This window comes from Streptosporangium sandarakinum (assembly GCF_013409935.1).
GTDB classification, from domain to species: Bacteria; Actinomycetota; Actinomycetes; order Streptosporangiales; family Streptosporangiaceae; genus Streptosporangium; species Streptosporangium nondiastaticum.
On the sequence record NZ_JACCCO010000003.1, the window covers coordinates 810,063 to 835,580 of the forward strand.

Annotated in this window: 26 protein-coding genes; 10 read left to right on the forward strand and 16 right to left on the reverse strand. The window is 73.8% G+C overall.

Annotation, left to right across the window (positions count from 1 at the left end; translation table 11 throughout):
• The first annotated feature begins 20 nt into the window (after window positions 1–20).
• Complete coding sequence (locus HDA43_RS30005) at window positions 21–1,046, forward strand: mechanosensitive ion channel family protein (protein WP_179827618.1); 1,026 nt, start codon at window positions 21–23, stop codon at window positions 1,044–1,046.
• A 66-nt stretch (window positions 1,047–1,112) separates the two neighbouring features.
• Here HDA43_RS30005 and HDA43_RS30010 read toward each other — a convergent pair whose 3' ends face one another.
• The 3 genes from HDA43_RS30010 to HDA43_RS30020 form a co-directional block, all read right to left on the reverse strand.
• On the reverse strand, window positions 1,113–2,684 hold the full coding sequence (locus HDA43_RS30010; RefSeq protein ID WP_179827619.1) for a pentapeptide repeat-containing protein: 1,572 nt from the start codon (window positions 2,682–2,684) through the stop codon (window positions 1,113–1,115).
• Window positions 2,685–2,867: 183 nt separating this feature from the next.
• Window positions 2,868–3,242: a VOC family protein gene (locus tag HDA43_RS30015; protein WP_179827620.1), complete on the reverse strand. Its 375-nt coding sequence runs from the start codon at window positions 3,240–3,242 to the stop codon at window positions 2,868–2,870.
• Window positions 3,239–3,967: a TetR/AcrR family transcriptional regulator gene (locus HDA43_RS30020; protein ID WP_246424757.1), complete on the reverse strand. Its 729-nt coding sequence runs from the start codon at window positions 3,965–3,967 to the stop codon at window positions 3,239–3,241. The genes HDA43_RS30015 and HDA43_RS30020 overlap by 4 nt, the downstream gene beginning before the upstream one ends.
• Window positions 3,968–4,384: 417 nt before the next feature.
• On the opposite strand from HDA43_RS30020, the gene HDA43_RS30025 reads away from it, so the two are divergent.
• Complete coding sequence (locus tag HDA43_RS30025) at window positions 4,385–5,353, forward strand: coiled-coil domain-containing protein (protein ID WP_179827621.1); 969 nt, start codon at window positions 4,385–4,387, stop codon at window positions 5,351–5,353.
• Window positions 5,354–5,495: 142 nt separating this feature from the next.
• On the opposite strand, the gene glgC is transcribed toward HDA43_RS30025, so the two are convergent.
• Window positions 5,496–6,722: a glucose-1-phosphate adenylyltransferase gene (glgC, locus tag HDA43_RS30030; protein WP_179827622.1), complete on the reverse strand. Its 1,227-nt coding sequence runs from the start codon at window positions 6,720–6,722 to the stop codon at window positions 5,496–5,498.
• A gap of 49 nt (window positions 6,723–6,771) precedes the next feature.
• Here glgC and glgA point away from each other — a divergent pair, with 49 nt between their 5' ends.
• The gene (gene glgA / locus HDA43_RS30035; protein ID WP_179827623.1) at window positions 6,772–7,950 is read left to right on the forward strand and encodes a glycogen synthase; all 1,179 of its coding nucleotides are present in this window, start codon (window positions 6,772–6,774) and stop codon (window positions 7,948–7,950) included.
• A gap of 36 nt (window positions 7,951–7,986) precedes the next feature.
• Here glgA and HDA43_RS30040 read toward each other — a convergent pair whose 3' ends face one another.
• A complete protein-coding gene (locus tag HDA43_RS30040; protein ID WP_179827625.1) occupies window positions 7,987–8,352 on the reverse strand; it encodes a PH domain-containing protein in 366 nt (121 codons plus the stop codon).
• Window positions 8,353–8,468: 116 nt separating this feature from the next.
• Here HDA43_RS30040 and pgeF point away from each other — a divergent pair, with 116 nt between their 5' ends.
• Complete coding sequence (pgeF, locus tag HDA43_RS30045) at window positions 8,469–9,158, forward strand: peptidoglycan editing factor PgeF (protein ID WP_179828816.1); 690 nt, start codon at window positions 8,469–8,471, stop codon at window positions 9,156–9,158.
• Window positions 9,159–9,161: 3 nt separating this feature from the next.
• Here the strand turns inward: pgeF and sigJ are convergent, their stop codons facing one another.
• Complete coding sequence (gene sigJ, locus HDA43_RS30050) at window positions 9,162–10,088, reverse strand: RNA polymerase sigma factor SigJ (protein ID WP_179827627.1); 927 nt, start codon at window positions 10,086–10,088, stop codon at window positions 9,162–9,164.
• Between the two features lie 104 nt (window positions 10,089–10,192).
• On the opposite strand from sigJ, the gene HDA43_RS30055 reads away from it, so the two are divergent.
• Window positions 10,193–10,555, forward strand: a complete 363-nt coding sequence (locus tag HDA43_RS30055) for a hypothetical protein (protein ID WP_179827629.1) — start codon at window positions 10,193–10,195, stop codon at window positions 10,553–10,555.
• 144 nt (window positions 10,556–10,699) lie between these two features.
• On the opposite strand, the gene HDA43_RS30060 is transcribed toward HDA43_RS30055, so the two are convergent.
• Window positions 10,700–11,518, reverse strand: a complete 819-nt coding sequence (locus HDA43_RS30060) for a sirohydrochlorin chelatase (protein WP_312873612.1) — start codon at window positions 11,516–11,518, stop codon at window positions 10,700–10,702.
• 181 nt (window positions 11,519–11,699) lie between these two features.
• Window positions 11,700–12,257, reverse strand: a complete 558-nt coding sequence (locus HDA43_RS30065; RefSeq protein ID WP_179827631.1) for a GNAT family N-acetyltransferase — start codon at window positions 12,255–12,257, stop codon at window positions 11,700–11,702.
• 302 nt (window positions 12,258–12,559) lie between these two features.
• Here HDA43_RS30065 and HDA43_RS30070 point away from each other — a divergent pair, with 302 nt between their 5' ends.
• Both HDA43_RS30070 and HDA43_RS30075 read left to right on the forward strand, forming a co-directional pair.
• Window positions 12,560–13,666 (forward strand): alpha/beta hydrolase, encoded by a 1,107-nt coding sequence (locus HDA43_RS30070; protein WP_179827632.1) that lies wholly within the window; start codon window positions 12,560–12,562, stop codon window positions 13,664–13,666.
• A 47-nt stretch (window positions 13,667–13,713) separates the two neighbouring features.
• Window positions 13,714–14,553: a MerR family transcriptional regulator gene (locus HDA43_RS30075; RefSeq protein ID WP_179827634.1), complete on the forward strand. Its 840-nt coding sequence runs from the start codon at window positions 13,714–13,716 to the stop codon at window positions 14,551–14,553.
• Between the two features lie 60 nt (window positions 14,554–14,613).
• Here HDA43_RS30075 and HDA43_RS30080 read toward each other — a convergent pair whose 3' ends face one another.
• Window positions 14,614–15,045, reverse strand: a complete 432-nt coding sequence (locus HDA43_RS30080) for an Lrp/AsnC family transcriptional regulator (protein WP_179827636.1) — start codon at window positions 15,043–15,045, stop codon at window positions 14,614–14,616.
• Window positions 15,046–15,193: 148 nt separating this feature from the next.
• Between HDA43_RS30080 and HDA43_RS30085 the strand changes: the two genes are divergently transcribed.
• Window positions 15,194–16,048 carry a tryptophan 2,3-dioxygenase gene (locus HDA43_RS30085; protein WP_179827637.1) on the forward strand — a complete coding sequence of 285 codons (855 nt, stop codon included), beginning with the start codon at window positions 15,194–15,196 and terminating at the stop codon, window positions 16,046–16,048.
• 151 nt (window positions 16,049–16,199) lie between these two features.
• Here HDA43_RS30085 and HDA43_RS30090 read toward each other — a convergent pair whose 3' ends face one another.
• Complete coding sequence (locus HDA43_RS30090) at window positions 16,200–17,126, reverse strand: LysR family transcriptional regulator (RefSeq protein WP_179827639.1); 927 nt, start codon at window positions 17,124–17,126, stop codon at window positions 16,200–16,202.
• Between the two features lie 71 nt (window positions 17,127–17,197).
• Between HDA43_RS30090 and HDA43_RS30095 the strand changes: the two genes are divergently transcribed.
• The gene (locus HDA43_RS30095) at window positions 17,198–18,064 is read left to right on the forward strand and encodes a 4-hydroxy-tetrahydrodipicolinate synthase family protein (protein ID WP_179827641.1); all 867 of its coding nucleotides are present in this window, start codon (window positions 17,198–17,200) and stop codon (window positions 18,062–18,064) included.
• A gap of 111 nt (window positions 18,065–18,175) precedes the next feature.
• Here the strand turns inward: HDA43_RS30095 and HDA43_RS30100 are convergent, their stop codons facing one another.
• The 6 genes from HDA43_RS30100 to HDA43_RS30125 all read right to left on the reverse strand — a co-directional run bounded on the left by HDA43_RS30100 (window position 18,176) and on the right by HDA43_RS30125 (window position 24,462).
• The gene (locus HDA43_RS30100) at window positions 18,176–18,985 is read right to left on the reverse strand and encodes an Fpg/Nei family DNA glycosylase (protein ID WP_179827643.1); all 810 of its coding nucleotides are present in this window, start codon (window positions 18,983–18,985) and stop codon (window positions 18,176–18,178) included.
• Between the two features lie 133 nt (window positions 18,986–19,118).
• Window positions 19,119–19,301 carry a hypothetical protein gene (locus tag HDA43_RS30105; RefSeq protein ID WP_179827645.1) on the reverse strand — a complete coding sequence of 61 codons (183 nt, stop codon included), beginning with the start codon at window positions 19,299–19,301 and terminating at the stop codon, window positions 19,119–19,121.
• Between the two features lie 240 nt (window positions 19,302–19,541).
• On the reverse strand, window positions 19,542–20,003 hold the full coding sequence (locus tag HDA43_RS35555) for a ribosomal maturation YjgA family protein (RefSeq protein ID WP_179827648.1): 462 nt from the start codon (window positions 20,001–20,003) through the stop codon (window positions 19,542–19,544).
• Between the two features lie 93 nt (window positions 20,004–20,096).
• A complete protein-coding gene (locus HDA43_RS30115; protein ID WP_179827649.1) occupies window positions 20,097–21,173 on the reverse strand; it encodes a DUF2332 domain-containing protein in 1,077 nt (358 codons plus the stop codon).
• Between the two features lie 170 nt (window positions 21,174–21,343).
• On the reverse strand, window positions 21,344–22,771 hold the full coding sequence (locus HDA43_RS30120; RefSeq protein WP_179827651.1) for a tetratricopeptide repeat protein: 1,428 nt from the start codon (window positions 22,769–22,771) through the stop codon (window positions 21,344–21,346).
• Window positions 22,768–24,462, reverse strand: coding sequence for an ATP-binding protein (locus HDA43_RS30125; RefSeq protein WP_218912684.1), 1,695 nt, complete (start codon window positions 24,460–24,462; stop codon window positions 22,768–22,770). Before HDA43_RS30125 ends, HDA43_RS30120 begins: the two co-directional genes overlap by 4 nt.
• 253 nt (window positions 24,463–24,715) lie before the next feature.
• Here HDA43_RS30125 and HDA43_RS30130 point away from each other — a divergent pair, with 253 nt between their 5' ends.
• Window positions 24,716–25,459, forward strand: a complete 744-nt coding sequence (locus tag HDA43_RS30130; protein ID WP_312873613.1) for a LuxR C-terminal-related transcriptional regulator — start codon at window positions 24,716–24,718, stop codon at window positions 25,457–25,459.
• Window positions 25,460–25,518: the final 59 nt, after the last annotated feature.

A 25,518-nucleotide genomic window follows, 5' to 3' on the forward strand; every position in this document is an offset into this window, starting at 1 on the left:
CGACGGGAGGAAAGCCGATCTTGTCCAGATGGATCATCATGCTCATCACGGTGATCGTCGCCGCCGCCGCGGTGGAGGTGGTGCGCCGGGTACTGCGGTCGCGGCTGGTCGGCGAGAAATGGGTTCTCGCCGGTCCGCTCGTGTGCCGCTGCGCCTGGCCGGCCCTGGCCACGGCGGTCGTCGCGGCCGTCAAGACGGTCTACCAGCCGAACATGGCCGAGGGACCGTTCGCCCACGGCATCGAGCAGGTGCTCGGCCTGACCATGATCGGCGTCGTCTCCTGGCTGGTCATCGAGGCCGCCTACGCGGTCACCGACGTGGTGCTGGAACGGCTGGTGACCGTCGAGGGCGAGCGCAACCGGCGGGCCCGCCGCATCCGCACCCAGATCACCCTGGTCCGCCGGGTGGCCTCAGCGGTGATCATCGTGGTGGCGCTGGGCGCGATGCTCTTCACCTTCCCCCAGGTGCGCGCGCTCGGCGCCGGGCTGCTGGCCTCCGCCGGAATCGCCGGCGTGATCGTCGGTGTCGCCGCCCAGTCGACCCTGGGCAACCTGCTCGCCGGGCTGCAACTCGCCTTCAGCGACGCGCTCCGGCTCGACGACGTCGTGGTGGTCGAGGACGAATGGGGCCGCATCGAGGAGCTCAGCCTCACCTACGTGGTGCTGCACCTGTGGGACGAGCGCAGGCTGGTGCTCCCGGTCTCCTACTTCACCACCAACCCCTTCGAGAACTGGACCCGCCACAGCAGCCGGGTGATCGGCGCGGTGATGCTCCGCGTCGACTGGTCGGTCCCGGTGGACGAACTGCGCACCGAGCTGTACAGCGCCCTGCGCGAACACCCGCTGTGGGACCAGAAGGACTGGGTCCTCCAGGTCGTCGACACCCTGCCCAACGGCCTGGTGGAACTGCGCGCGCTGATGAGCGCCGCCGACTCGCCCAGCGCGTGGGACCTCAAGTGCGACATCCGCGAGCACATGGTCAGGTTCATCCAGGAGAAGTACCCCGACTCGCTGCCCCGTTTCCGGGTGGACGACCGCGCCGCGTAGCCGGCCGTACGGCGGGTTCCCCGTCCGGGGCCCGCGGCGCCGGGGCCGGGCCGTACGGCGGAGCCCCTACGCGGCCGGGCCGGGCCGCAGCACCCGCGCTGCCCCGGAGATCAGCGCGGTGGCCAGGATCCACCCCGACACGATCAGGGTCCAGGCCAGCCACCGGGTCCAGCCCACCGGATCCCACGCCCCCCGCTGCTCGAAGACGCTCACCGGGACCAGCAGGTCGAGGGTGTAGGTGAACGGCTGGAAGACCCGGACCTCCTCCGGGTCGATCTTCACCGGCGGAACGGCGCCGAAGGCCACCGTCCCGGCGGTCAGCAGCACCACCGCCCACAGGGCCGCCAGCCAGGGGCGGTAGCCGTACCCGACGACGAGGTCGAGCAGCCCGCCCCACGCCCGCCCGGCCGGCCGGAGCGTGCCGCGCCGGTCGCGCTGCTTGGCCAGCAGCACCCGGCGCGCGTCCGGCTCGTGGCCGATCCGCCGGTACCACGCCGCGAGCTGCTCGTACGGCTGGGGCCGGTAGCCGTCCGGGTCCCGGCTCGCCCACGACAACCGCTCGGCCACGCTCCACGGGCCGCGCAGCGCCTCGTAGACCAGCCCGTTGAGGTGGACCCCGCCGGGGTAGGCGTCCGGCCGGTCGAGCAGGACGCCGATCCGCGAGTAGCCCAGGTTGACCTCCCCCTCGATCGACTCCGGGGTCAGGATCACCTCGTCCACCTGGGCGTGGCTGAGGTGCAGCACCCGGCCGGGGGCCTTCAGCGTCGCGTCGGAGAAGGAGAGCGTCCCGCCGACGCGCGCGCCGCGCATCCGGATCGTGCCGGTCGCGGTGAACCCGGCGCTGAACTCCGCCGACCCGCATTCCAGCATGTCGGCCGTCACGGCGTGCGGCCCGGTCGCGGTGACGACCGAACCCTGCAGGTAGATCCCGCTCCGGAGCTTCGCCCCGATGAGCCGCAGGCCGCCGGTGACGTGCGTGTCCCGCATGAACGTCGCACCGGTGACGGTGAGACCGCCGGCCCACAGCGCGTGGCGGACCTGGTCGAGGCGGCGTTCACGCGCCTCCTCGAGGGAGATCGTCCGGCGGGTGTCCACCATCCAGTTGGCACCCGGTTTGAGCCGTTCGCCCGGGGCGGAAAGGCGCATCCGGGAGAGCCTGAGCTGGCCGTTCACCTCGGCGTTGTCCAGCCGGATCCCGGCGTGGACGGTCGAGCCGTCGAAGTCGAGCAGGCCCTTGACCGTGCACCGGGTGGCCCGGACGCGTTCCAGGTCGCACCCCCGGAACCGGACGCCGACGGCGGTGGCGTCGTTGAGGGAGACGGCCCCGGCCAGGTGGCAGTTGAGCAGGTGCAGCTTGCCGGTGAGGGTGGCGTCCGACAGGTCGAGCGGACCCGTGACCCGCGCGCCCGCCAGTCGCAGCCCGGCGGTCCCGCCCTGCGCGGCCTGCCGCGCGCCGCGCAGCAGCGCCGCCAGGACCTCCGCGCGGACCGTCCGATCCGGCCCCCACCCGGCGCCCCTCGCCGGGTCGTCCTCCTCCGGGTCGCCGGTGCGCAGGTCCACCCAGGCGCCCGTGGGATAGGCGTTCCAGACCCGGCGCTCGGCCGGGCTCAGCCGGGGGAACGACCGTACCGGTCTCATCGAGGCCCTCCTCGCGGGTCCGCGCCCCTCCCCGGCGGCCGGTGCCCCGCCGGTTCCGGGACGGTTCGCCGTCATGATCGGGGAACGTCCCGGAAGAATCTACAACGTACAGGTATCCGGTGGTTTCCGATCGGCCACCGGCGACCCCGTCGCCACCCTCCGGGTCGGCCTCGTCCCCGGCGCCTATTCGGGGGACATGACCTCGTAGAGGTTGCCGGAGTCGTCGGAGAAGAACAGGCCGCGCGGGCACAGCGGGTGGTCGACGCGGCCGTTGGCGCGGTCGGCGGGGTGGCTGCCGTACGGCACGCCGCGCTCCCGGAGCCGGGCCAGGATCGCGCCGAACGTGGCCGGGTCCACGTCGAAGGCCAGGTGGTGCCCCTCGGGGTCCTCGACGGTCATGTAGTCGAGGGTGAGGGAGCCGTTGACCCGGACGGGCGCGAAGTGGCCGCGCGCCCCGGCCGGAGGCAGGCACTCCAGGCCCATGACGTCGGCGAAGAACCGGGCCGCGCGTCCGTTGTCACGGGCGGGGACGATGGTGTGGTTCAGCGTGACGGTCACCTCGCGCCCTCCTCGGCGGAGCCGGGACGGGCCAGCGCGCCGTGCACGAACACGTCCACGACTTCGGCGACGTCCGGCGCGGTGTCGCCGGCCGATCGCCTGCTCCCGGCGGACATCAGGTCCATGAACAGCGCGGCCAGCCGTTCCGGGGGAAGACGCAGCGCCTCGCGGTCCGGCTCGAACAGCTCGGCCAGCGCCTCGCGGGTCCGCCGGAGGGACGCCTCCCGGCCGCCCGGCGGATGCGGCCCGCCCGGCCGGCCGGCGGCCGCCTCGCCGGCTGTCCCGCCGGTGGGCTCCTCGCCCGCGGTGCCGGTCGGCGCGTCCGTACGGTCCCCGGGGGAGGGGCGCCGGTCGCGGGACGAACGGTGGCCCGAGGCGTGCAGGGCGCCGAGGACCGTGCCGATCCGCGTCATGTGGGCCCGCATGGCCTCGGCGGCCTCGGTCAGGCGGGCGGCGAGCGGCTGGTCGAGCGGGACGGCGGCGAGCTGCTCCAGCACGTGGCCGGGCTGGAGGGCCTCGGCCACGCAGGCGTCCAGCAGCTCGTCCTTGTCGGCGAACACCCGGAAGATCGTGGCCTCGCCGATCCCGGCGGCCCTGGCGACCTGGCTGGTGGTGACGGCGGTGCCGTACTCGGCGATCAGGGGGAGGGCGGCGAGCACGATCATCTCCCGCCGCCGCTCGGGGCTCATTCCCGGCGCTCTGCGCCGGGGGGATGTGGTCTCCATGTCTTCACCGTACGGAGTGAGTACTCACTCCGTCAATGGGAAATCGTGAACGAGTCCTTCGTGCGGGAGGCGTAGCGCCGCGACGCCCGGCGGCCGGAGGGCCCGTGACATCGGACGCTTCGGCGGACGCGCCATGGTGCCCGGCGATCCGGGGAGGACGCGATGATGCCGGACGGTCCGGAGGATGTTCCGTGACATCGGCATTTCGGAGAACCTTTCGCATCCCCGGCTCGGCATGTCGCCCTCCCCGAGGGAGATTCCTCATCCCGCCCCGATTTCCTGCGGAAACGGTTTGCCGAACACGCCACGTGACGGCCGATCACGCCGCATGATGTTCCCCGCGAGGACTCGTCCCCTGCCTCCGATCCTCGACGGCGCGACGCGCCTACGCTGAACCCATCCCCCGAGGAGAGAACCATGACCACGTTGGAGGAACGAGTGACCCGGCTGGAGCAGGACTTCATGACGCTCGGCACCGAGTGCGGGTCCAGAGCCTCGCAGCGCGCGTACGAGGCACTGGACCCCGTCTACACCCAGCTCAACACGGCGGACGAGCGGATCAAGCGGGTGGACGACTGGTTCAAGGGCCTGGACGACAAGGCCGTCGGCCTGGGTGTCCAGGTCGGGGAGCTGAAGGCCGTCGTGACCGGCCTCGACACCAGGGTCACGGGCGTCGACCGCAAGGTGGGCGAACTCGGTACCAAGGCCGTCGCACTCGACACCCGCGTCTCCGACCTCGGCGCCAGGGTCACGGGCGTCGACCGCAAGGTGGGCGAGCTCGGTACCAAGGTCGCCACGCTCGACACCCGGGTCTCCGACCTCGGCACGCATGTCTCCGAGCTCGGCACGCACGTCTCCAAGCTGGACGGCAAGGTCACCAGGCTGGACATCAGGGTCACCATGCTCGACGACCGGGTCTCCACATTGGACGACCGGGTCGCCAAGCTCGACAAGCGCGTCTCCGTGCTGGATACCCGGGTTTCCGAGCTCGGTACGCAGGTCTCCGACCTCGGCACGCAGGTCGCCAAGCTCGACAAGCGCGTCTCCGTGCTGGACGACCGGGTCGCCAAGGTCGACGACCGCGTCTCCAAGCTGGACGATCGGGTCTCCAAGCTCGACAGGCGGGTCTCAGCGCTGGACGACCGGGTCGCCAAGCTGGACGACCGCGTCTCCGTGCTGGACGACCGGGTCTCCAAGCTCGACACCAAGGTCGATCTCCTCCGTGAGGAGATGAACGCCAAGTTCGACGCGATAGACGAGCGGTTCTCGCTCGTGAACGGGCGGATCGACAAGCTGGAGACGCGGATGGACGAGATGTCCGCGTTCAACGCGACGATGTTCCAGGCGATCCTCGACCGGCTCCCGGAGAAGCCCTCGGTCAACTGATCCGCCCCTCCGGGACACCGGGCCGCTCCGCGCGCGGCCCGGCGTCCGAGGCGCCGGTCGGCCGACGCGGACGGGCGTCCAGGCGCCGGTCAGCGGCCCGGTGCCGGTACACCGGCCGGGGCCTGGCCTCCAGGGAAGCCCGTCAGCGGTCGATGATCTCGTTCTTGCCGATGACCACGATCCCGTTCCTGGTGACCGCGAACCGGCTGCGGTCGTACTCGAGGTCGAAGCCGATCCGCGCCCCGTCGGGGATGACCACGTTCTTGTCGATGATCGCCTTGCGGACGACGGCGCCCCGGCCGATCTTCACGTTGTCCATCAGCACCGAGTCCTCCACCCGCGAGTGCGAGTGCAGCACCACGCCGGGGGAGAGGATCGAGTGGTCCGCCAGGCCGCCGGAGACGATCACACCGGCGGACACCAGGGAGTCGACCGCCCGCCCGACCCGGTCGCCCTCGTTGTGGACGAACTTGGCCGGCGGGAGCGGGTCGTGCCAGGTGTAGATCGGCCACTGCTGGTTGTACAGGTTGAAGACCGGGTGCGGTGAGATGAGGTCCATGTGGGCCTCGTAGAAGGCGTCGAGCGTTCCGACGTCGCGCCAGTAGCCCCGGTCACGCTCGGTGGAGCCGGGCACCACGTTGTCGGCGAAGTCGTACACCTGGGCGCCGCCGGACTTCACCAGCATCGGGATGATGTTCCCGCCGAGGTCGTGCTTGCTGGTGGGGTCGAGCGCGTCCTCGCGGAGCGCGTCGAGCAACGCCTGGGTCTTGAAGACGTAGTTGCCCATCGACGCGTACACCTGGTCGGGGGCGTCGGGCAGGCCCACCGCGTCCTTGGGCTTCTCGCGGAACGCCACGATCCGCCGCCCGGCCGGGTCGGTCTCGATCACCCCGAACTGGTCGGCGAGCGACAGCGGCTGCCGGATGGCCGCCACCGTCACGTCGGCGCCGGAGTCGACGTGCTGCTCCACCATCTGCCGGGGGTCCATCCGGTAGATGTGGTCGGCGCCGAACACGATGACGTGCTCGGGCATCTCGTCGTAGATGAGGTTCAGGTTCTGGAACAGCGCGTCGGCCGACCCGGAGAACCAGTGCGGGCCCAGCCGCTGCTGCGCGGGCACCGGAGTGACGTAGTTGCCCAGCATGGTCGACAGCCGCCAGGTGCGGGAGACGTGCCGGTCGAGGCTGTGGCTCTTGTACTGCGTCAGCACCACGATCTTCAGGTACTGGCCGTTGGCGAGGTTCGACAGCACGAAGTCGACGAGCCGGTAGATCCCCCCGAACGGCACGGCCGGCTTGGCCCGGTCGGCCGTGAGCGGCATCAACCGCTTGCCTTCGCCGCCGGCGAGGACGATCGCGAGGACTCTCATACACCCGACCCTAACCCGGTGAACAGGGATGAAACACTACGCTGATCATATGCGCGTTGATCTGCTGAGCCGCGAGTATCCCCCAGAGGTGTACGGCGGAGCCGGTGTCCATGTCGAGTACCTCGCCCGCGAGCTTCGGAGGCTGGCCGAGGTCCGGGTGCGCTGCTTCGGGGCGCCCCGGGCGGAGGAGGGGGTGGCGGCGTACCGGACGCCGGCCGGACTGGAGGGGGCCAACGCCGCCCTCCAGGTCCTCGGCGTCGACCTGGAGATGGCGGCGGCGTGCCAGGGCGCGGACCTGGTGCACAGCCACACCTGGTACGCCAACTTCGCCGGCCACGTCGCCAAGATGCTGTACGGCGTCCCGCACGTGATGACCACCCACAGCCTGGAGCCGCTGCGGCCGTGGAAGGCCGAGCAGCTCGGCGGCGGCTACACCTTGTCGTCCTGGGCCGAGCGCGGCGCGCTGGCGAGCGCCGACGCGGTCGTCGCGGTCTCGGAGGGCATGCGCCGCGACGTGCTGGCCGCCTACCCGGCGGTGGCGCCGGAGAAGGTCACGGTGATCCACAACGGGATCGACACCGCCCAGTACGCCCCCGATCCCGACACCGGTTTCCTGGCCGCGCACGGCATCGACCCGGCCCGGCCGTACGTGGTGTTCGTGGGCCGGATCACCCGGCAGAAGGGGCTGGTCCATCTGCTGCACGCGGCACGGGACCTGCGGCGCGACGCCCAGCTCGTGCTCTGCGCGGGCGCGCCGGACACCCCGGAGATCGCCGAGGAGGTGACCGCCCTGGTCCGGGGGCTGGACCGCGAGGGCGTCGTGTGGATCTCGGAGATGCTGCCGCGCCCCGAGGTGATCCAGATCCTGACCCACGCCACGGTGTTCGTCTGCCCCTCGGTCTACGAGCCGATGGGCATCGTGAACCTGGAGGCCATGGCCTGCGAGACCGCCGTGGTGGCCACCGCCACCGGCGGCATCCCCGAGGTCGTGGCCGACGGGTCGACGGGCCTGCTGGTGCCGATCGAGCAGTCAGCCGCCGACGGCTCCCCCGACGACCCCGAGCGGTTCGCCGCCGACCTCGCCGAGCGGATCAACCGGCTGCTGGACGACCCGAAGCTGGCCGCCGAGCTGGGCGCGGCCGGGCGGGCGCGGGCCGTGGAGCACTTCTCCTGGGCAAGGATCGCCGAGCGGACGATGGACCTGTACCGATCGGTCACCGCCTCCTGACGGGGGCCACCGGGTCGGCCTCGCCGTACGGCGGGGTCAGCGGCTGATGAAGCTCAGGATGACGTTGTGGGCGTGGTGGGCCTTCTCGTCGCCGCGGAACTCCACCTCGTAGGTGTGGGTGCCCACGTGGACGGCGATGGCGCCGGAGGAGAAGAACCCGCCGGCGAGGGACTTGTTGCTCACCACGCTGACGGCCGAGATCTTGCTGTAGGGGATGCTCGTGATGGCGATCTTCTTGCCCACGAACGACTTGTCCTGGACGATCACCCGCCTGTCGGTGAGGCCGAGGAACCCGGTGCCCGTGCCGATGGCGTCGTAGACGGCGATGATCTGCTCGCCGGGCATCAGGCCGCTCTCGATCTGACGGAGCTGCTCCTTGCGGTCGTACGCGATCTGCGTCATGCGCTCGCAACCTCTCGGGGGAACCGGCGGAACGGAGGATCCGCGCTGACCGTGCAACGAACACGGTTGGAGAGGGGTTCCGCCGGGTCGGTAAGGTCAAGGCCGTGAACGTTCAGATGAGGATCACGGACCGTCACGGAGGCGTGAGCGCTGCGCCGTACGACACCCGCAACCTCGGCGGCGCGTGCGGGGACGACCCCGCGGCGGTCGCGGCCAACCGGGCCGGTACCGCGGCGGAGTTCGGGCTGGAGCGGGTCGTGTTCATGCGGCAGGTCCACAGCGCCGACGTCCGCTACGTCACCGAGCCGTTCGGCGACGACCCGCCGCCGCTGGACGGCGTCTGCACCGACGTCCCCGGCCTCGGCCTGGCGGCGCTGTGCGCCGACTGCGCGCCCGTCCTGCTGGCCGACCCCGCGGCGGGCCTGGTGGGCGCGGCGCACTCCGGGCGGGCCGGCACCGTCTCGGGGGTGGTCCCGGCGCTGGTGGCGGAGATGGCGGCGCGCGGCGCGGAGCCGGGCCGGATGACCGCCCTGATCGGCCCGATGGCCTGCGGGAGCTGCTACGAGGTGCCGGAGGAGATGCGCGCCGAGGTCACGGCCGTCGTCCCCGAGGCGTGGTCGATCACCCGCCACGACACCCCCGCCCTCGACCTGCGGGCCGCGATCAACTCGCAGCTCGCCAGGGCCGGTGTCGGCGAGGTCACCCACGACACGCGCTGCACCATCGAGAGCCCCGAGCTGTTCTCCCACCGCCGCGACGGCGTGACCGGCCGCTTCGCCGGCTACGTCTGGCTGGAACGGGACTAGGTCCTAGGCCGTGCCCGGCGGCTCATGCGCCTCTCCGAGCCGCGCCCACGGCCGCAGCTTCTCCGGATTGCGGACCACCCAGATCCGGGTGACGCGGCCGTCGGCGACATCGAACGAGGCCACGGCCGTGACGGCGCCGGCCTGCCGGACCACCAGACCCGGCACGCCGTTGACCGGCCACTCCAGGAGTTCGAGCCCCGGAGCCCTGCCGGTGAGGGCGGCCATGTACCGGGCGATGGGCGCGGCCCCCTCGACCGGGCGCAGGGCGGCACTGACGATGCCGCCGCCGTCGGCGGTCATGACGGCGGCGGGATCGAGGAGGCCGACGAGGGCCGCGATGTCCTTCGTCTCCCATGCCTCCTTGACATGCCGCACCACGTCGGCCTGCCGGGCCGCCGTCACCGGAGGGCGCGCGACGCCCACCCGCCGCCGGGCGGAGGCCGCCAGCTGCTTGCAGGCCGCGGGGGTCCGGCCGAGGACGTCGGCGATCTCGGCGAAGGGGTAGCGGAAGACGTCGTGCAGGACGAACGCCACCCGCTCGGCGGGTGTCATCGACTCCAGGACGACGAGGAAGGCCATGGTCACCGATTCGTCCAGGACCATCTGGTCGGCGAGGTCGGTGCCAGGGCCGTGGTCCCACCCGGCGCGGCCGGGCAGCGGTTCGGGCAGCCACGCGCCGACATACCGTTCACGCCGGGCCCGCGCCGAGCCGAGCACGTCCAGGCAGATGCGGCCGGTCACCGTCGTCAGCCAGGCGCCGGGGGACACGATCTCCTCCTGCCGGCTTCGTGGCAGCGCGTACCAGCGCGCGTAGGCCTCCTGTACGGCGTCCTCGGCCTCGGCCAGCGAGCCGAGCAACCGGTAGGCGACATTGATCAGCTGGCGCCGCTCACCGGCTGTCTCATCGGTGCTCGTCCCGGCCGTCCCCATGCTTCCGATCGCCTTCTCGCCTTACCTTTCGCGGGCCCGCGTCGTCGGGCTGGTGAGACCTTATCGACCTACTGCCCCCGGGGGCGGAACAGGGGGACCGTGGCATGACCACCCAGGCGACGGCACAGCGCAGTTTCTCGTTCCTGCGGATCGCGATCGCTCTGCAGACCCTGACCATCTTCCTTCAGGCGGTTTCCGCCGGACTGCTGCTGACCTCGTCCTACGGAGAGACGCTGCACAGCGTCGGAGCCCGCGTGATGTACGGGGCGGCGCTGCTGTACGTGCTCGCGGCGGTGCTGGCGTGGAAGCCGGGCGGCGGCTCGCCCCGGCCCATCTGGCACGCGTCCGGCTTCCTCGTCCTCGCCTCCGTCCAGGTCGCGCTGGGCATCGCGCACGTACCGGCGGTCCATCTCCCCCTGGGCGTCCTGATGTTCGGGCTGAGCGTGCTGGCGCTGGCGCGGCGCTGAGGTCCGGTACGGAGGCACACCGGAACCGGGCGGGGCCCGTCCCGCGCGTCCCCTTCCGGTGCGGCCGCACCGGAAGGGGACGCTCGCGTGAAGCCGCCGGCCGCCGACGGCTCTCGACCGTCGGCCGTCCTCGGCCGCCGGCCGTCAGGCGTCCTCGGCCAGGACGCTTCCGTAGGCGCGGGCGGCGAGGTCGGCGATGAGGTCGTGCGCGCCGAGCGGGTCGGCGGACTCGGCGCCGATCAGCGCCGCCGCCTCGCCCACCAGGCCGGGGTCGGCCTCGGGGCCGATGAGGCAGGGGGAGAGGGCGATGCGCTCGGCGCCGACGCCGCGCAGCCGCTCGGCCGCGGCGGCGGCGTCCGGGCCGCCGTCCAGGGAGGCGACCAGCACGGGGAGGGTCAGGCGCGAGGCCAGCAGGACGGCCGTCGGCTGGGCCTCGGCCGCCCCGTACGCGCCGCCGACCGTGGCGAGGACGACCGCGTCGATGGGGCTTCCGATGTTGAGCAGCCGCATCCGGTCCGCGCGGGCAAGGTTCTTCTCGGCCAGGCGGATGTGCAGCGCCTCGGCGAGCAGCGGGTGCGGCCCGAGCGACTCGGTGACCCGCGCCGCCACCCCGCTCGCCGCGACCGCCGCGGCGATCACGCCGTCGGCGACCGGGTGCGGGCCGGTCAGCAGGGGCACCACGATGGCGGCCTCGCCGTCCGCGGGACGCTCACGGGCCGCCGCCTCCAGCTCGGAGGTCAGCTCCTTGCCGTCCTCGCCGAGACCGGCGAGGCGTACTTCGATCTGTGGGTTGTCCACCCGGATCATGGACGCCAGCCCGGCGGCGACGCCTGACGCGTCGCCGAGCGTGGCGAGCACCAGCGCGGGTGCCTCGGGTGGGAGCTGGGAGGGCACGGGTCTGCGGTGCCGGCCGGAGGGCCGTACGGCGCGCCCGCGTACGGGGAGGCTGGAACTCTCACTCACAGGGGCGGACTCTAGGGGTATTTACCCACCTTTGTAACTGAAAAAGGCAGCGATTCCGTCACGACCTGCCCCGTGCGGGCCGTACGGACGTCCCCGGATCGGGCTCCCTCCCGGGAGCGGGACCGGGCGGTCACGGACCGTGGGCCGGCGGGCGCGCGCCCACCGGCCCGCGCGGGCCGGGTCAGACGTCGCGGTACCCCTCCCACTCGTCCTCCAGGGCCGAGTGGATCACGGAGTCGCGCCAGGTGCCCCGGGCCCGCACGTGGTGCCTGATCCGGCCCTCCTCGACCATCCCGGCCACCAGCATCGCGAGCTGGGCCGCGGTGTTGGCGGGGGAGCGCGCGCCCCAGACGCGGTGCAGGCGCAGGTCCCGGAAGCCGAACGCGAGCACCAGCCGGATCAGGTCGGTGCCGATGCCGCGGCCCCAGTGGTCGGGCCGCAGGCCGAGGCCGAGCTCCGCGCTGTGCGGATGGTCGGCGTCGATGCGCAGGCGGGCCACGCCGATGGCGTCGTCGCGGTCGGCCTCGGTCACGGCGAGCACGTACAGGCGGCGGGGCTCGGCGCGGGCGGCGTCCATCGCCTCGGCGACGATCTCCTCGACCTCCTCGCGGGTGCGCGGGTCGAACGGCAGGTGCTCGGTGGCGGTGGGGTCGCCGTACACGGCGTGCATCGCGTCCACGTCCGCGGCGGTCACTTCCCTCAGCCGGAGCCTCTTGCCGGAGATCTCAACGTGGCGCATGGGCAGACGCTAATGCCTCAGCAGTACCAGAAGCTAGGGACTGACACCCCGATATCATCCCAAAAACCACGAAATATGCCGTGACCCGGGTTCATGGTGAAAAAAGGTTGTTATCCCCTTGCGGTCACCCCATCGCCGGGCCGGGCCGGCGCCGAGGGGCGTCGGCGGGACGTGGGCACCGCCGGCATCCGCTTCCCCCGGGCTCCTGCCGCGGGTATCCGCTTCCACCGGGCTCCTGTCGCCGCCCTGCGCCCCGGACGCATCTCAGCACGACCATTCAGGGGATAGTGGACAATAAGCGGATGATCTTCGCATCCGAGGTGCTCGTGGTCACCGGTCCCGCCCTGGTCGCCGATCTCCGGCTGCTCACCGAGGTGGCCGACCGCGAGTTCGCCGCCCTCGGCGTCCAGGGCAGGGTGTCGCCGGCCGCCGACCTGCCCGCCTTCCGCGATGCACTGGAGTCGCCCGGCCCGGTGGTCGCCGTCCCCGGCTCCGACCCCGAGGCGCGCGCGCTGTTCGCCGGGCACCCCCGGGCCGTCTGGGTGGACCTCACCAAACCGGCCGCCCCGGGCGACCGGTTTCCCCCGCCCGCCTCGGGACCCGGCGCGACGTACCTGTACGGGCGCGGGGTCGGCGGGCTGACCTGGGCGATCAGGCACGCCGTGCACCGGATGCGGTGGCCGGCCAGGCGCGTCCCCTACGGCGAGCACCCCGACCAGTGGGCCGAGGTGCGCCTCCCGGAGGGCGGCGACGCCGGCCGGGCGCCCGTGGCGGTGCTGCTGCACGGCGGCTACTGGCGCTCCGTCTGGGGCGCCGACCTGATGGACGCGCTCTGCGTCGACCTGGCCGGACGCGGCTTCGCCGCCTGGAACCTGGAGTACCGCCGCCCCGACCTGCACGGCTGGGCCGCGACCACCGAGGACGTGGCACGCGGCGTCGCGCTGGCCGCCGGGGACGCCCCGGGGCCGGTCGTGCTCATCGGCCACTCGGCGGGCGGCCAGCTCGCCCTGCGCGCCGCCGCCGACGACCGCCGGGTCACCCTGGCCGTCTCCCTGGCCGGCGTCGTGGACCTCGTGGAGGGCGAGCGCAGGCACCTGGGAGACGGCGCGGTGGAGGCCGCCCTCGGCGGGACGGCCGACGAGGCGCCCGGGACCTACCGCGACTCCAGCCCGATGGAGCGGCTGCCCCTTGGCGTCCCCCAGCTCGTCGTGCAGGGCGGGGGCGACAACCTCGACCTCCTCGACCTGGGCCGCCGCTACGCCCGCGCCGCCCAGGACGCCGGGGACGACGTGACGTACCTGGAGATGTCCGGCGGCCACTTCGACGTCATCGACGCCGCCTCCCCCATCTGGCGGGCCACCGCCGGCGCGATCACCGGACGCGTCTTCCCTTCCGGCCGCTCCTCCTGAGGCAAGGCCCGTACCTTTGAACCCTTGAAGCGGGGATGAGGGGGAACATGGCACGACGAGCGCTGCGGCCGGTCGATCTCGCCCGGGAGCACGGCCTGTCCACCCAGGCGGTCCGCAACTACGAGGACGAGGGGATCCTCCCGCCCGCCGAGCGCGGCGACACCGGGTACCGGCGCTACTCCGCCGTCCACGCCCAGGCCCTGCGCGCCTTCCTCGCCCTGCGGCCCGGGTACGGGCACCAGACGGCCGTGGAGATCATGCGCGCCGCGCACCGCCGCGACGACGAGACGCTGTTCCACCTCATCGACCGGGCGCACGCCGAGCTGCTGCGCGAGCGCGACACCCTCGGCGAGGTCGCCGCCGCACTCGGCGCCCTGACCGCGGAGCCCGGATCCGGCGGGAACCCGTCCGGGCGTCCGGTCACGGAACCCGCGTCCGGGCGGCCGGCCATGGAACCCGCGTCCGGTGGTGACCCGTCCGGAAGCCCGTCCGGCGGGCTGACCATCGGGACGCTGGCCCACCAGCTCGGGATGCACCCGGCGTCGCTGCGGAAGTGGGAGAGGGCCGGCATCCTCCGGCCGCACCGCGACCGCGCCACCGGCTACCGCGTCTACCCGCCCGGCGCGGTCCGCGACGCGCGGATGGCCCGCCAGCTCCGCCGGGGCGGCTACCCGCTCGCCCGGATCGGGCTCTTCATCGAGCAGCTGCGCGCCGCGGGGAGCACGGTGGACCTGGCGGACCTGGCGGACCTGCTGCGCGAATGGCGAACCCGGCTCGGACGCCGGAGCCGGGCGATGCTCGCCGCGGGCCGGGAGCTCGACGACTACCTCGCCCTCCTCGACTCCGGCCCGGCACAGGACCCCTCCGCTCTCCCACCGAGGGCGTGAGGGCGGGAACCTACGGCGTCAGGGGGCGGGGACGCGCCGGATCGCGGTCGTTCCGGACCGTCACGGCGTCAGGGGCCGCCAGGGGACCGGACTGGAGAGCACCATCATGCTCGACGGGTGCCCGTACGGCGCGAGCCGGTCGATCAGCTCCTCGAACGCCGTCATCGACGAGGCGGCCACCCGCAGCAGGCAGCAGGTGTCGCCCGTCACCCGGTGCACCTCCAGGATCTCCGGCCAGGCCAGCGCCTGCTCGTCGCGCAGCACGCAGCGCGGCCCGTAACACGACATCCTGATCAGCGCCGCCACCCCGCGCCCGGCCAGCGCCGGGTCCACGCGCGCGTGGTAGCCGATGATCACCCCGGTCTCCTCCAGCCGCCGCACCCGCTCGGCCACCGCCGGGGCGGACATGTGCACCCGCCGGGCCAGCTCGCTGTAGGAGAGCCTCGCGTCCCGCTGTAACTCGCCCAGCAGTGCCCAATCCATGGCATCCATGGTCACACTCCGTCATGTCGCAAACCGAACCGGTCCGATGCCTTCCGTTCCAAAGGCGGAAGACGCATATCGCCTTTGGTTGATTATTTCGCAGTATGCGACTCCAGAGCACCATGGAGGTGATCGGACACATTCGAGGAGTACCCAGATGACCGGCACCAGGCAGCTCAGCGAGCATGACCGCGAACTGCGGTCCATCGCCAACGGGGGCCTGCCCACGCTCGCCTTCGACAGCGCCACGCCGTACGACGACTACGTCGGGACGGCCGTCCTGCACCGGCTCCAGCGCACCGTCACCGACGCCCCCGAGGAACTGGCGTTCCTGGTGACCACGCAGGTGATGGAGCTGTACTTCGGCCTGCTGCGTTCGGAGTGGCAGCTCGCCCAGCGTCAGCTCGACGAGGACGACGACGCCGCCGCGACCGCGACGATCAGGCGCTCCGTCCGGCACTTCGAGGCGCTCAACGCCGCCTGGGCGTCGCTGAGCTGGCTCACCCCGGCGCAGTTCAACCGGTTCCGCGACGCGCTCGGCGAGGCGTCGGGCTTCCAGTCGGCGGCCTACCGGCACGTGGAGTTCCTGCTCGGCAACAAGTCCGAGGCCCTGACCCGCCCGCACCGCCGCAACCCCGAGACCTACCGGGAGCTGGTCAAGGCCCTCTCCGAGCCGAGCCTGTACGACTCGGTGCTCGCCTTCCTCGCCCGGCGGGGTCACGCGGTCCCGCGGAAGGCGATCGAGCGCGACTACGCCGCCGACTACGAGCCCAGCCCCGAGGTCGAGGCCGTCTGGGTCGAGGTGTACGGCGGGCCGCTCGCCCCGCTCGGCGAGGCCCTGACCGACCTGGCCGAACGGTTCTCCGACTGGCGCTACCGCCACGTGATGGCGGTGCGCCGCTCGATGGGCGCCAAGCCGGGATCCGGCGGTTCCAACGGCCTGGCCTGGCTGGAGCGCAGCATGCAGCGCCAGGTCTTCCCCGAGCTCTGGACCGCCCGCACCCTGATGTGAGCCTGAGCCATACGGCCCGCTCCTCCGTACGGCCCGCTTCTCCGTGCGGCCTGGTTTTCCGTACGGCGCGCTTGTCCGTGTGGCCTGCTTCTCCGTACGGTCCGTGCCGCCGCGCGGGCCGTGCCGGGTTCACCGTCCCGGTGCCGCCGCGTCAGGCGCGGCGGCCCGTCGGCGCCGAGGATCGCAGCGCGGCGACGAAGGCGGCGATGGCCGGATGATCCCCCGACCCGCGGCGGAAGGCGATCAGCGTACGGCGGCGCATCGGCAGCTCCACGAGCCGGACGCCGCCGGGCGGGTCGGCGGCGCCCAGCTCCGGCACCAGCGCGACGCCCTGGCCGATCGCGACCATCGCCAGGACGGTGGCGAAGTCGTCGACGTGGTGCCGGATCCGCGGGGCGAACCCGGCCGCCTGGCAGGCCCGCACGGTCATCGCGTGACAGAGGGTCCCGGGGGTGGAGGCGATCCAGGGGGCGTCGCGCCACCGCGCCAGCGGATCACCGCCCGCGCCGTCGTACGCGTCCCACCGCTCCGCCGGGGGGCCGGCCTCGTCGGGGGAGGCGAGGAACATCGACTCCTCCAGCAGCGGCCGGGAGTCGAGGGCCAGGTCGGGGGCGGCGGGGACGAAGTCGTACTCGTGCACCAGGGCCACGTCCAGATCGCCCGCCCGCAGCCGCGGCGCCACCTCGGCGGGGTCGATCTCGTCCACCATCGGCTCCAGCCCGGGATGGTCGCGATCCAGCGCGGCCAGGGCCGCGGGCAGGATGGCGCGGGTGGCGGTGGGGAAGGCGCCGATCCGGACGGTGCCGGTCAGGTCGGTCCGCGCCGCGGCCAGCTCGGCCGCCGCCTGCTCCAGCCGTTCGAGCACGGCCTCGGCGTGACCGACCAGCGCGACCCCGGCGGGGGTCAGCCGCACCCGGCGGCCGGTCCGTTCCAGCAGCGCCGCCCCGGCCTCCCGCTCCAGTACGGCGAGCTGCTGGGAGACGGCCGAGGGCGTGAAGGCCAGGGCCTCGGCGACCGCGGCGATCGTGCCCCGGTGGGCCAGCTCGCGCAGCAGGCGGAGGCGTCGCACATCCAGCATCAGTTCAGCTTAACGTTCTCGGAAGAAAAGCGAACTGGACCTGCACGGTCGGCGGCCGGGAAGCTTGAGGTATGAACCTGAACGGTGTCCTCGTCCCGCTCATCACCCCGTTCGCCGAGGACGGCGAGATCGCCCTCGCGGCGCTCGAAGACCTGGCGTACGCCGCCCTCGACGAGGGCGCGACCGGGCTGGTCGCCCTCGGCACCACCGCCGAGGCGGCCACACTGGCCCCCGACGAACGGCAGGCGGTCGTCGAGATCTGCGGGCGGGTGTGCCGGGAGCGGGGCGCGACGCTCGTCGTCGGAGCCGGGTCGAGCGACACCCGCGGATCGGCCGCGGCCCTGCTCGCCCTCAAGGACCGCGCCGACGCCGCGCTGGTCACCGTGCCGTCCTTCGTCCGGCCGTCCGAGGCCGGGGTGCTCGCCCACTTCGCCGCGCTGGCGCAGGAGACCCCGGTACCGCTGATCGTCTACAACATCCCCTACCGGACCGGTCAGTCCGTCGGCGCCGCCACCCTGCGGCGGCTGGGGGAGCTGCCCATGGTGGCCGGGGTCAAGCACGCCGTCGGCGGCGTGGACCAGGACACCGTCACCCTGCTGGCCGACCCGCCCGAGGGGTTCGCGGTGCTCGCCGGGGACGACCCGTTCTTCTCCGCACTGCTCGCGCTCGGCGCCTCCGGCGGCATCCTCGCCTCCGCCCACCTGCGCACCGACCGGTTCGCCGAGCTGGCGGCGGCATGGCACGCGGGCGACGTCGCGCACGCCCGGGCCCTGGGACACCGGCTGTCCGTCATGTCGGCGAGCCTGTTCGCCGAACCCAACCCCACGGTCCTCAAGGGCGTGCTGCACGCCCAGGGCCGGATCCCGACCGCGGCCGTCCGGCTGCCGCTGATCCCGGCCTCCCAGGCGTCGGTCGACGCCGTCCTCCGGCTCCTCTGACCGCGCTGCCTTCGGTTCCCCGGCCGCCCTGCCCTCTCTCCGCCTCCGCCGGGGCCCGGCCCACGCGTCCCGGACGGACGGACGGGGGAGGGCGGTCGAGGGGTCAGGGGGTCAGGAGGTCTGGCAGGACGGGCACCAGAACAGGTTGCGGCCCGAGAGGACCCCGGTGCGGACCTCCGTCCCGCACAGGAGGCACGGCATGCCGAAACGCCGGTAGACGTAGACCTCGCCGCCGTGGCCGTCCACCCGGGGCGGGCGGCCCATCGCCTCCGGGGTGTGCTCGGGCCGGACCGTGTCGATCCGGCCCACCCGCACCCCCTCGGCCATCAGGAACACCAGGTCGTCCCAGATGGCGGCCCACTGCTCGCGGGTGAGGTCGCGGCCGGGCCGCGCCGGGTCCACCCCCTGGCGGAACAGCGCCTCGGCGCGGTAGATGTTGCCCACGCCCGCCACCACCGACTGGTCCATCAGCAGGACGCCGATGGAGGTGCGGCTGCGGCCGATCCGCCGCCAGGCGAGCCCAGGATCGGCGTCCGCGCGCAGCGGGTCGGGGCCGAGCCTGTCGTGCAGCGTCTTCTTCTCACCCGGGTCGAGCAGCTCGCAGGTGTTGGGCCCGCGCAGGTCGGCGTAGTGCCCGGGGCCGGTCAGGCGCAGCCGCACCGCGCCGACAGGGGCGGGCGCGGGCACCGGGCCGAAGGCGTACTTGCCGTAGATGCCCAGGTGCACGTGGAGCCAGGTGTCGTCGTCGAAGCCGAGCAGCAGGTGCTTGCCGTGCGCGTCGGTCTCGCGCAGCACCCGCCCGTCGATCCGGGCCGCTCCGGCGGCGAACCGGCCCTGCGGGCTCTCGGCGTGGATCACCCGGCCGCCGAGCAGCTCGCGGTGCTGCGCCGCGAGGCGGTGAATGGTGTGTCCCTCAGGCATGATGCGCACAGGATATGGCGGCCGGTGACCGGTCGCCGCCTTCCCGTGCCTTCCGGCGCACCCGGACCGCCTCACCGTCCCGGCTCACCCGGGGACCTCCCGCGCGTTCGGCGCCCTCTGCCGCGGGGCCGGTTCAGCCGGGGCCGATACCGAGGGACTGTGCGGAGCCGGCGGCGGAGGAACCGGGGCCGACGCGGGTGGGCTGCCCGGAGTCCGCGACGGTGGGCCCGGGGGCGACCGTGCCGGAGACGAAGCCGATCGACACTCCGAGGACGGCCGCGCCGAGAACCGCCGCGGTGAGACGCCGTGAACGCATGGTCTCCTCCATCGAGATCGCCCGCGGCACCACACGGCGCCCGCGCCCTGCCGGTCGGATCGGGAACGCGCCAGGTGGGCGCGGGCTCCTCGCCGCCCCACCTCACGGCGTCCCCGAAGCCTCCCGGTCGTTCGGCGGGTGGCTTCCGGAGTCGTGTCCCATCGTGAACCGGGCCGCTCAACGGACTGTTGCAGGGGGATTGCCGGCTCAGAGCCGGCCGTACCCCTCCGGCGGGGTCCGTCAGCCGGCCCGCCGGCCGCGGCGCGCGCGGACGGCGACCGCAGCCGTGTGCGCCGCCGCCGAGAGGAGCGCCCCTGCGGCGTAGGCGATCAGATCGGCCGCGCCGAACGTGCTGCCGAGCACCAGCCGGGCGAGCACGCTCGCCTCCGACAGCGCCGCCGGGATCGGGGTGAGCTGGGCGAACTCCACCGCCCAGCTGAACGCCAGCGCGCAGGCCGCCGCCCGGAACGGTGAGACCCGCGGAACCGCCGCGACGACGAGCGCGTGCACCAGCACGGTGTACAGGGCGTCCCCGGCGTACTTGCCGAACCAGCCGCCGGTGACCGCGCGGATCCCCAGCCCGGCGGCCACCGTGACGGCGACCGCGAGGACGGCGGGCAGTCGCGCGCGGACCGCCTCGAACCGGCGGGGGCGGCCGGCGGGGGGAGGGGTGCGCGGGGAGGTGTGGGGGGCGGCGGGCACGGCCACACCATATCGGCCGGTCCCGGGCCCGGGCGCGAACCCGGCGTCCCGGCGCCGGCCGGGCGTCAGGCGCGATGATGGGCCGGGCGGGCGTCAGCCGGTGACGGGCCGGGCGGGCAGGCCGTGCGGGCGGGCCTTCGCCAGGACGGTCTCGGCCGTCTCGCAGAGCCGTGCGGCGAGCAGGAAGCGGTGCCGGTCCCCGATACGGCGCGGTTCGAAGGAGATGTGCGCGAAGGGCGCCCGCGGCGTGCTCGTCCTCGCCAGCCGGTCCAGCTCCCGCTCGACCCGGGCCCACTCCTCGCCCGGGACGTACTGGCGCATGATCGAGTGCCAGACCACGGTGAGCGTGCCCGGCTCCGGCCGTACCCGGGCCAGGAAGTCGGCGGCGCCGATGGCCTCGACCTGGGCGGGAACCCGGGCGGCCACCCGCAGGGCGCCCTCCAGCCGCGCGAAGCGCGCGATCTGGTCGGGCCAGACGTAGGCGCGCAGCGCCAGCGCGCCGCCGGGGGAGAGCGGGTCGATGGGCGTCAGGTCGCAGCCGCGCCGCTCGATGACGGTCAGCTCCGGACGCTCGGCCGCGGCGTCCAGGAGCCAGACGGGCGGGGTGCCGTCCCAGGCGCCGTCCAGCACGACCGGGGAGTCGGCGGGCCCCCAGGCGAAATCACCGGCGACGTAGCGGAAGCGGTCGGCGCGCAGGTTCAGCCCGGCGCTGGAGCCCAGCTCGAACAGCCGGATCGGCAGCGGGGCCGCCCCGGTGACCTCCAGCAGCCCGGCGATCAGGAGGTTGGACCGGCCGACCTCGTTGGTCTGCGGCGGGCGGGTCATCCAGTCGCGGACCCACTCCATCCCGTTCACGACGGCGTCGCGGAAGGCCCGCCAGCAGGGTTCCGGGTCGTCCGGGTCGAACGAGCCGCCCGTGCTGGGATAGCAGGCGGCCAGGTCCGGGGCCCGGCCGGTGAGGGCCAGGGCGTGCACGCCGCCCAGCAGCCGCAGCGCGACGGCGTCGGGCCCGGGGGCGTCCTCGTACCCGGCGAGCGCGGCGGCGCAGGGACCCCCCTCGCGGACGTCGCGCGCCACCCGCTCCAGCAGGAACGCGTACAGCGGTGAGCCGAGACTCCGGCAGGCCCGGGCCTGGTACTCGACCATGACGGCGGCGCGCTCGCGGGACATCGAACCCCTCCTGACCGGGCACCGGCCCCCCCGATCACCCGACCGGACCCCGGCCGGCCCGCATACCGACGAGCATGCACCCCCGCCGATTCGCGCGATCGGGCGGGGGTGGGTCAGGCCCGGCCCGACGGCACGCCGGTGCACGACGACCTCCATCGGGAGAGGAGCGGTCAAAGCCCGGCCGCGCCGTGGGAGGGGACCCGGCCGAGCAGCCGCCGGACCGCCGCGGCCACCCAGATCGTGCCCAGCCCGGCCCACACGGCCAGCAGCGGGACGTTCTCCGGCCGCTGAAGAGCCGGCCACAGCGCGGGCAGCGCCGGCGACACCGCGGCCGTCGACGCCAGCAGCCCGGCCCACCCGGTGAGGACCTTCCGGGCGCGCGGGGCGGCGGTGTGCGCCGCCTCCTGGACCGGGGTGACCAGCGCCAGCAGCGCCGCGCCCGCCGTACCCGTCGCCGGCAGCGACAGGGCGACGCCCGCGCCCAGCAGCGCCGCGCCCGCGAGGAGCACGGCGCAGCACAGGGCCGCCGACCGCACCTCGCCGCGCCGGAACAGCAGCCGGGTGTACGAGCCGCGGGCCAGCCCCAGCGTGACCAGCGACTCGGCCACCCACATCGTCCAGTGGGCCACCGCGATCAGCACGAAGACGGCGATGAGCGGCGGGATCAGGGGCAGCGCGAGCATCCACCGGCCGCCCAGGGTGCCCGGCAACCGCGACACCGCCCGGTACAGCGGGTTGCGCCGCTTGAGCGCCACCACGAGCAGCTCCCGCGCCTGGTCCGCCCCGGGGCTGAGCCGGAGCACCTCGCGGAACGCCCGCGCCGCGTCCCGGGCGCCGCCGAAGGCCAGGTGGACCCGGCCGTACACCAGGTGCGCGGACGGCGACTCCGGGTCGAGCCGCACCGCGTCGGAGGCCGCGGCCAGCGCCCCCGCCCGGTCGCCCAGCTCGCCGAGGGCCACCGCGAGGAGACCGGTGAGCCGGCTGCCGTGCGGGTCGAGGGCCAGGCTGCGCCGGGCGGCCTCCGCCGTCAGCGCCCACTCCTCGCGGTCCGCGTGCACCCGCGTCAGCAGCTCCCAGACCTGTGCCTGGCCGTGGTCGATCGCCAGCGCGGCCCGCGCGGCGCGCAGCGCCTCCTCCGAACGGTCCGCGTAGTAGAGGACCTGGCCCGCCGTGTGGTGCGGGTACCAGTGGTCGGGAGCCAGCCGTACCGCCTCACCGGCCTCGGCGACCGCCTCGTCCACCGCCCGCCGGGAGATCAGGGCCAGCGCGAGCAGGCAGTGCGCGACCACGTGCCCGGGGTCGCGGGCCAGCACCCCGCGCAGCTCCCGCTCGGCGGCCTCGGTACGGCCCAGCCCCAGCAGCGTCCGCGCCCGCTCGACGGCCACGGCCGGATCGTCCTCCCGGAAGACCGCCGGACTATCGGAGCCCTGGAAACCGGAGTTCTGAAAACCGGAGCCCTGGAAGCCGGAGCCCTGGAAGCCGGAGCCCTGGAAGCCGGAGCTTTGGGACCTGGAGCCCTGGAAGCCGGAGCTTTGGGACCTGGAGCCCTGGAAGCCGGAGCTTTGGGAACCGGAGCCCTGGAAGCCGGTCGTGCTCACCGCAGATCACGCAGCCAGGGCAGCAGCTCGTCCCACACGCCGCTCTCGTTGGCGTGCAGCACGTAGTTGCGCGCGGTGCCCAGCCACTCCCGGACGGCGGCGGGCCGCATCGTCCTCGCGGCGGCCATGAGGTCCGGGGTGGACAGCGGGATCGGCCGGCCCGCCCGGATCGACTCCTGCAGCTTGGCCTCGACCGCGCGGTCCACCAGGCCCTTGAGGTCGGCGCCGACGAACCCCTCGGTGGCCTTGGCCACCTTGTCGAAGTCCGTTCTCCCCAGGGGCTTGTCGCGGCACATCAGCGAGAGCATCGCGGCCCGCGCGACCGTGTCCGGCGGCGGCACGAACACCATCTGGTCGAACCTGCCGGGGCGGCGGAAGGCCACGTCGATGTACCAGGGGGCGTTGGTCGCCGCCAGCACCAGCACCCCCTCGTTGGCGTGCTCGTCCACCCCGTCGAGCTCGGCGAGGAACTGGTTGACGATCTGCCTGCTGTGGGCCTGGCGCATGTCGGAGCGGCGGGCCGCGAGCGCGTCCACCTCGTCGAAGAAAAGGACGCACGGGCGGTTCCGGCGGGCCATCTCGAACGTCGCGCGCAGGTTGCGCTCGCTCGACCCGGTCCACATGTCGAGGATGTCGGCCAGCCCGACGTCGACGAACGCCGCGCCCAGCTCACCGGCGGCGGCCCGTGCCAGATGCGTCTTGCCCGCGCCGGGCGGCCCGTACAGCAGCACCCCTCCGCCGGCCCGCTTGCCGTACGCCGCGAACAGCTCCGGCTGCTGGGCGGGCAGCAACAGCTTCATCCGCAGCGCCTCCTTGACCCCTTCCATCCCGGCGACGTCGGCGAAGGTCACCCGTGAGCGCTCCACCTCCGCGGTCGGCTCCGCCTCCGCCGAGCCGTACGGCGCGCCGCCCGCGGGCTGCGGCGGCGCGTACGACGGCGCGGGCGAGGCGGGGATCAGGGTGGGGGTGGTGGGGGCGTGCGAGGCGGGGTTCGAGGAGGACCCCGGCGAGGCGGGGATCAGGGAGGGCGCGGGCGAGGCCGTACCCGGCGTGGCCGGCGCACCCTGCGGCGCCGTGCGCGGCCGGCTCTGCGGCGCGAATTGCCGCCCCTGCACCGCGTATGGCTGCGCCTGCGGTGTCCCGTGCGGCTGGGGCTGCGGTGCCGTCGGGGAGACCGTGGCGGACTCGGCCGGGACGGACCCCGTCGGGGCGGGTTGAGCCGGAGCCGGTCCGGCTGAGGCTGGTTCGGCCGAGTCCGCGCCGGTCGGGACGGAGGGGATCCGAACCGGGACCTCCCGGTCGAGCTGCTCGGCCAGCTCCGGGTCCGCCTGCGACGGGTCGCGGCTCACGGCGTAGCGGTACCACTCGGCGGCGGCCCTCCGGTTGATCGGGAGTGCCGCCCTGGCCATGAGCGTGTCGGCGCGCACCGGGTGACCGGGGGTCGAGACGAGCCGGTCGAGCACCGCCAGCGCCACGTCGTTCCTGCCCTGCCGGACGCACGCCTCCGCCAGCCCGACCGTGGCGTCGGGGTCCTCGGGGGCGAGCGCGAGCGCCGCCCGGTACTCGCCCTCGGCCTCGGCGAGCCGTCCCGCCGCCAGCAGCAGGCCGGCCAGGTGCCGCCGCAGCGGGAGGTTCTCCGGGGAGAGGCGGGCCGCCTCGCGCAGCGCGTTGAGCGCGGTCTCGTCGGTCACGTGACGGGTCCTTTCGCAGCCGGACGTGAACTTCGTACCGGTTTTGGGGATTCGCCCTTCTCCGGAACCGGGCACGATCTCACCGCCGACCCGGCGGTTACGCGACTCGGCGGGCGTCTCCTGTACCGCCGACCCGGCGGTCGCGTGGCTCGGCGGGCGCTCCCGCCTCCGTTCGACGACGCGCGCGAGCACCGGCCAGAATGTGTCGTCGGAACCGCGCCGGAGGTGGGGTGACGCGGCCGGAGGGGGACGTGTGGACGAGAACGTGTCGTTGGCCCAGCTCGCCCGGCGGCTGGAGGACGTGGTGGGAGAGCTGCGCGGCCTCCCCGTCGACGTCGAGCGGCTGGAGGACGGCGAACTCGTCCGGCAGCAGATCCTGCGGGCCGCCGGTTCGGCCCGCGAGCTGCGCGCCATGCACCCGGTGGGCTCGCCGGACACGGGCCGCCGGGAGCAGCGGAGCCGGAGGGACGTGCTCGACGCCCTGCAGGGCGGCCTGGCGATGCGCACGATCGTTCACTCCGGCGTGCTGGACGACCCCCGCAAGGCGGCCCGGCTCAAGGAGTTGCACGCTGCCGGTGACCTGCACCGGATAATCGACGAGCCGATCCAGCAACTGCTCGTCTTCGACCGCTCGGTGGCGTTCGTCCGGATCACCCCCGTCGCCCACTCGCCGGGCGCCCTGCTGATCAGGCAGCAGAGCCTGATCAGCATCCTCATCGACCTGTTCGAGCAGACCTGGGCCAGGGCCAGGGAGGTCACCGCGCCGGTGTACCGGCTGTCCCCGCGCGAGCGCGAGGTGCTCGCCCTGATCGCCGAAGGACGTTCCAACGGCGCCATCGCCCGCGCGCTGTCGATCACCGAGGCGGCCGTCGGCAAGCATGTGGCCGGTGTGTTCGCCAAGCTGGAGCTGTCCGCGAGCGAGGACGACAACCGGCGGGTGCTGGCGGTGCTCGCCTACCTGCGCGGTGAGGTAACGCTCGCCCACCTGGCGTGGTGAGGTCTGGTCTGGCCGTGTGGCGCGGCGAGGTAGCGCTAGCCCGCCTGCCTGGTGTGGTG

What these genes read in the sequence shown, in the direction of transcription:
- HDA43_RS30095 (WP_179827641.1), top strand. Translation starts at nt 17,198, where the DNA reads ATGAACCTGAACGGTGTCCTCGTCCCGCTCATCACCCCGTTCGCCGAG.
- HDA43_RS30080 (WP_179827636.1), bottom strand. Translation starts at nt 15,045, where the DNA reads ATGGATGCCATGGATTGGGCACTGCTGGGCGAGTTACAGCGGGACGCG.
- glgA (WP_179827623.1), top strand. Translation starts at nt 6,772, where the DNA reads ATGCGCGTTGATCTGCTGAGCCGCGAGTATCCCCCAGAGGTGTACGGC.
- HDA43_RS30010 (WP_179827619.1), bottom strand. Translation starts at nt 2,684, where the DNA reads ATGAGACCGGTACGGTCGTTCCCCCGGCTGAGCCCGGCCGAGCGCCGG.
- HDA43_RS30020 (WP_246424757.1), bottom strand. Translation starts at nt 3,967, where the DNA reads ATGGAGACCACATCCCCCCGGCGCAGAGCGCCGGGAATGAGCCCCGAG.
- glgC (WP_179827622.1), bottom strand. Translation starts at nt 6,722, where the DNA reads ATGAGAGTCCTCGCGATCGTCCTCGCCGGCGGCGAAGGCAAGCGGTTG.
- HDA43_RS30055 (WP_179827629.1), top strand. Translation starts at nt 10,193, where the DNA reads ATGACCACCCAGGCGACGGCACAGCGCAGTTTCTCGTTCCTGCGGATC.
- HDA43_RS30115 (WP_179827649.1), bottom strand. Translation starts at nt 21,173, where the DNA reads ATGTCCCGCGAGCGCGCCGCCGTCATGGTCGAGTACCAGGCCCGGGCC.
- HDA43_RS30100 (WP_179827643.1), bottom strand. Translation starts at nt 18,985, where the DNA reads ATGCCTGAGGGACACACCATTCACCGCCTCGCGGCGCAGCACCGCGAG.
- HDA43_RS30090 (WP_179827639.1), bottom strand. Translation starts at nt 17,126, where the DNA reads ATGCTGGATGTGCGACGCCTCCGCCTGCTGCGCGAGCTGGCCCACCGG.
- pgeF (WP_179828816.1), top strand. Translation starts at nt 8,469, where the DNA reads ATGAGGATCACGGACCGTCACGGAGGCGTGAGCGCTGCGCCGTACGAC.
- sigJ (WP_179827627.1), bottom strand. Translation starts at nt 10,088, where the DNA reads ATGGGGACGGCCGGGACGAGCACCGATGAGACAGCCGGTGAGCGGCGC.
- HDA43_RS30075 (WP_179827634.1), top strand. Translation starts at nt 13,714, where the DNA reads ATGGCACGACGAGCGCTGCGGCCGGTCGATCTCGCCCGGGAGCACGGC.
- HDA43_RS30070 (WP_179827632.1), top strand. Translation starts at nt 12,560, where the DNA reads ATGATCTTCGCATCCGAGGTGCTCGTGGTCACCGGTCCCGCCCTGGTC.
- HDA43_RS30065 (WP_179827631.1), bottom strand. Translation starts at nt 12,257, where the DNA reads ATGCGCCACGTTGAGATCTCCGGCAAGAGGCTCCGGCTGAGGGAAGTG.
- HDA43_RS30105 (WP_179827645.1), bottom strand. Translation starts at nt 19,301, where the DNA reads ATGCGTTCACGGCGTCTCACCGCGGCGGTTCTCGGCGCGGCCGTCCTC.
- HDA43_RS30085 (WP_179827637.1), top strand. Translation starts at nt 15,194, where the DNA reads ATGACCGGCACCAGGCAGCTCAGCGAGCATGACCGCGAACTGCGGTCC.
- HDA43_RS30040 (WP_179827625.1), bottom strand. Translation starts at nt 8,352, where the DNA reads ATGACGCAGATCGCGTACGACCGCAAGGAGCAGCTCCGTCAGATCGAG.
- HDA43_RS30025 (WP_179827621.1), top strand. Translation starts at nt 4,385, where the DNA reads ATGACCACGTTGGAGGAACGAGTGACCCGGCTGGAGCAGGACTTCATG.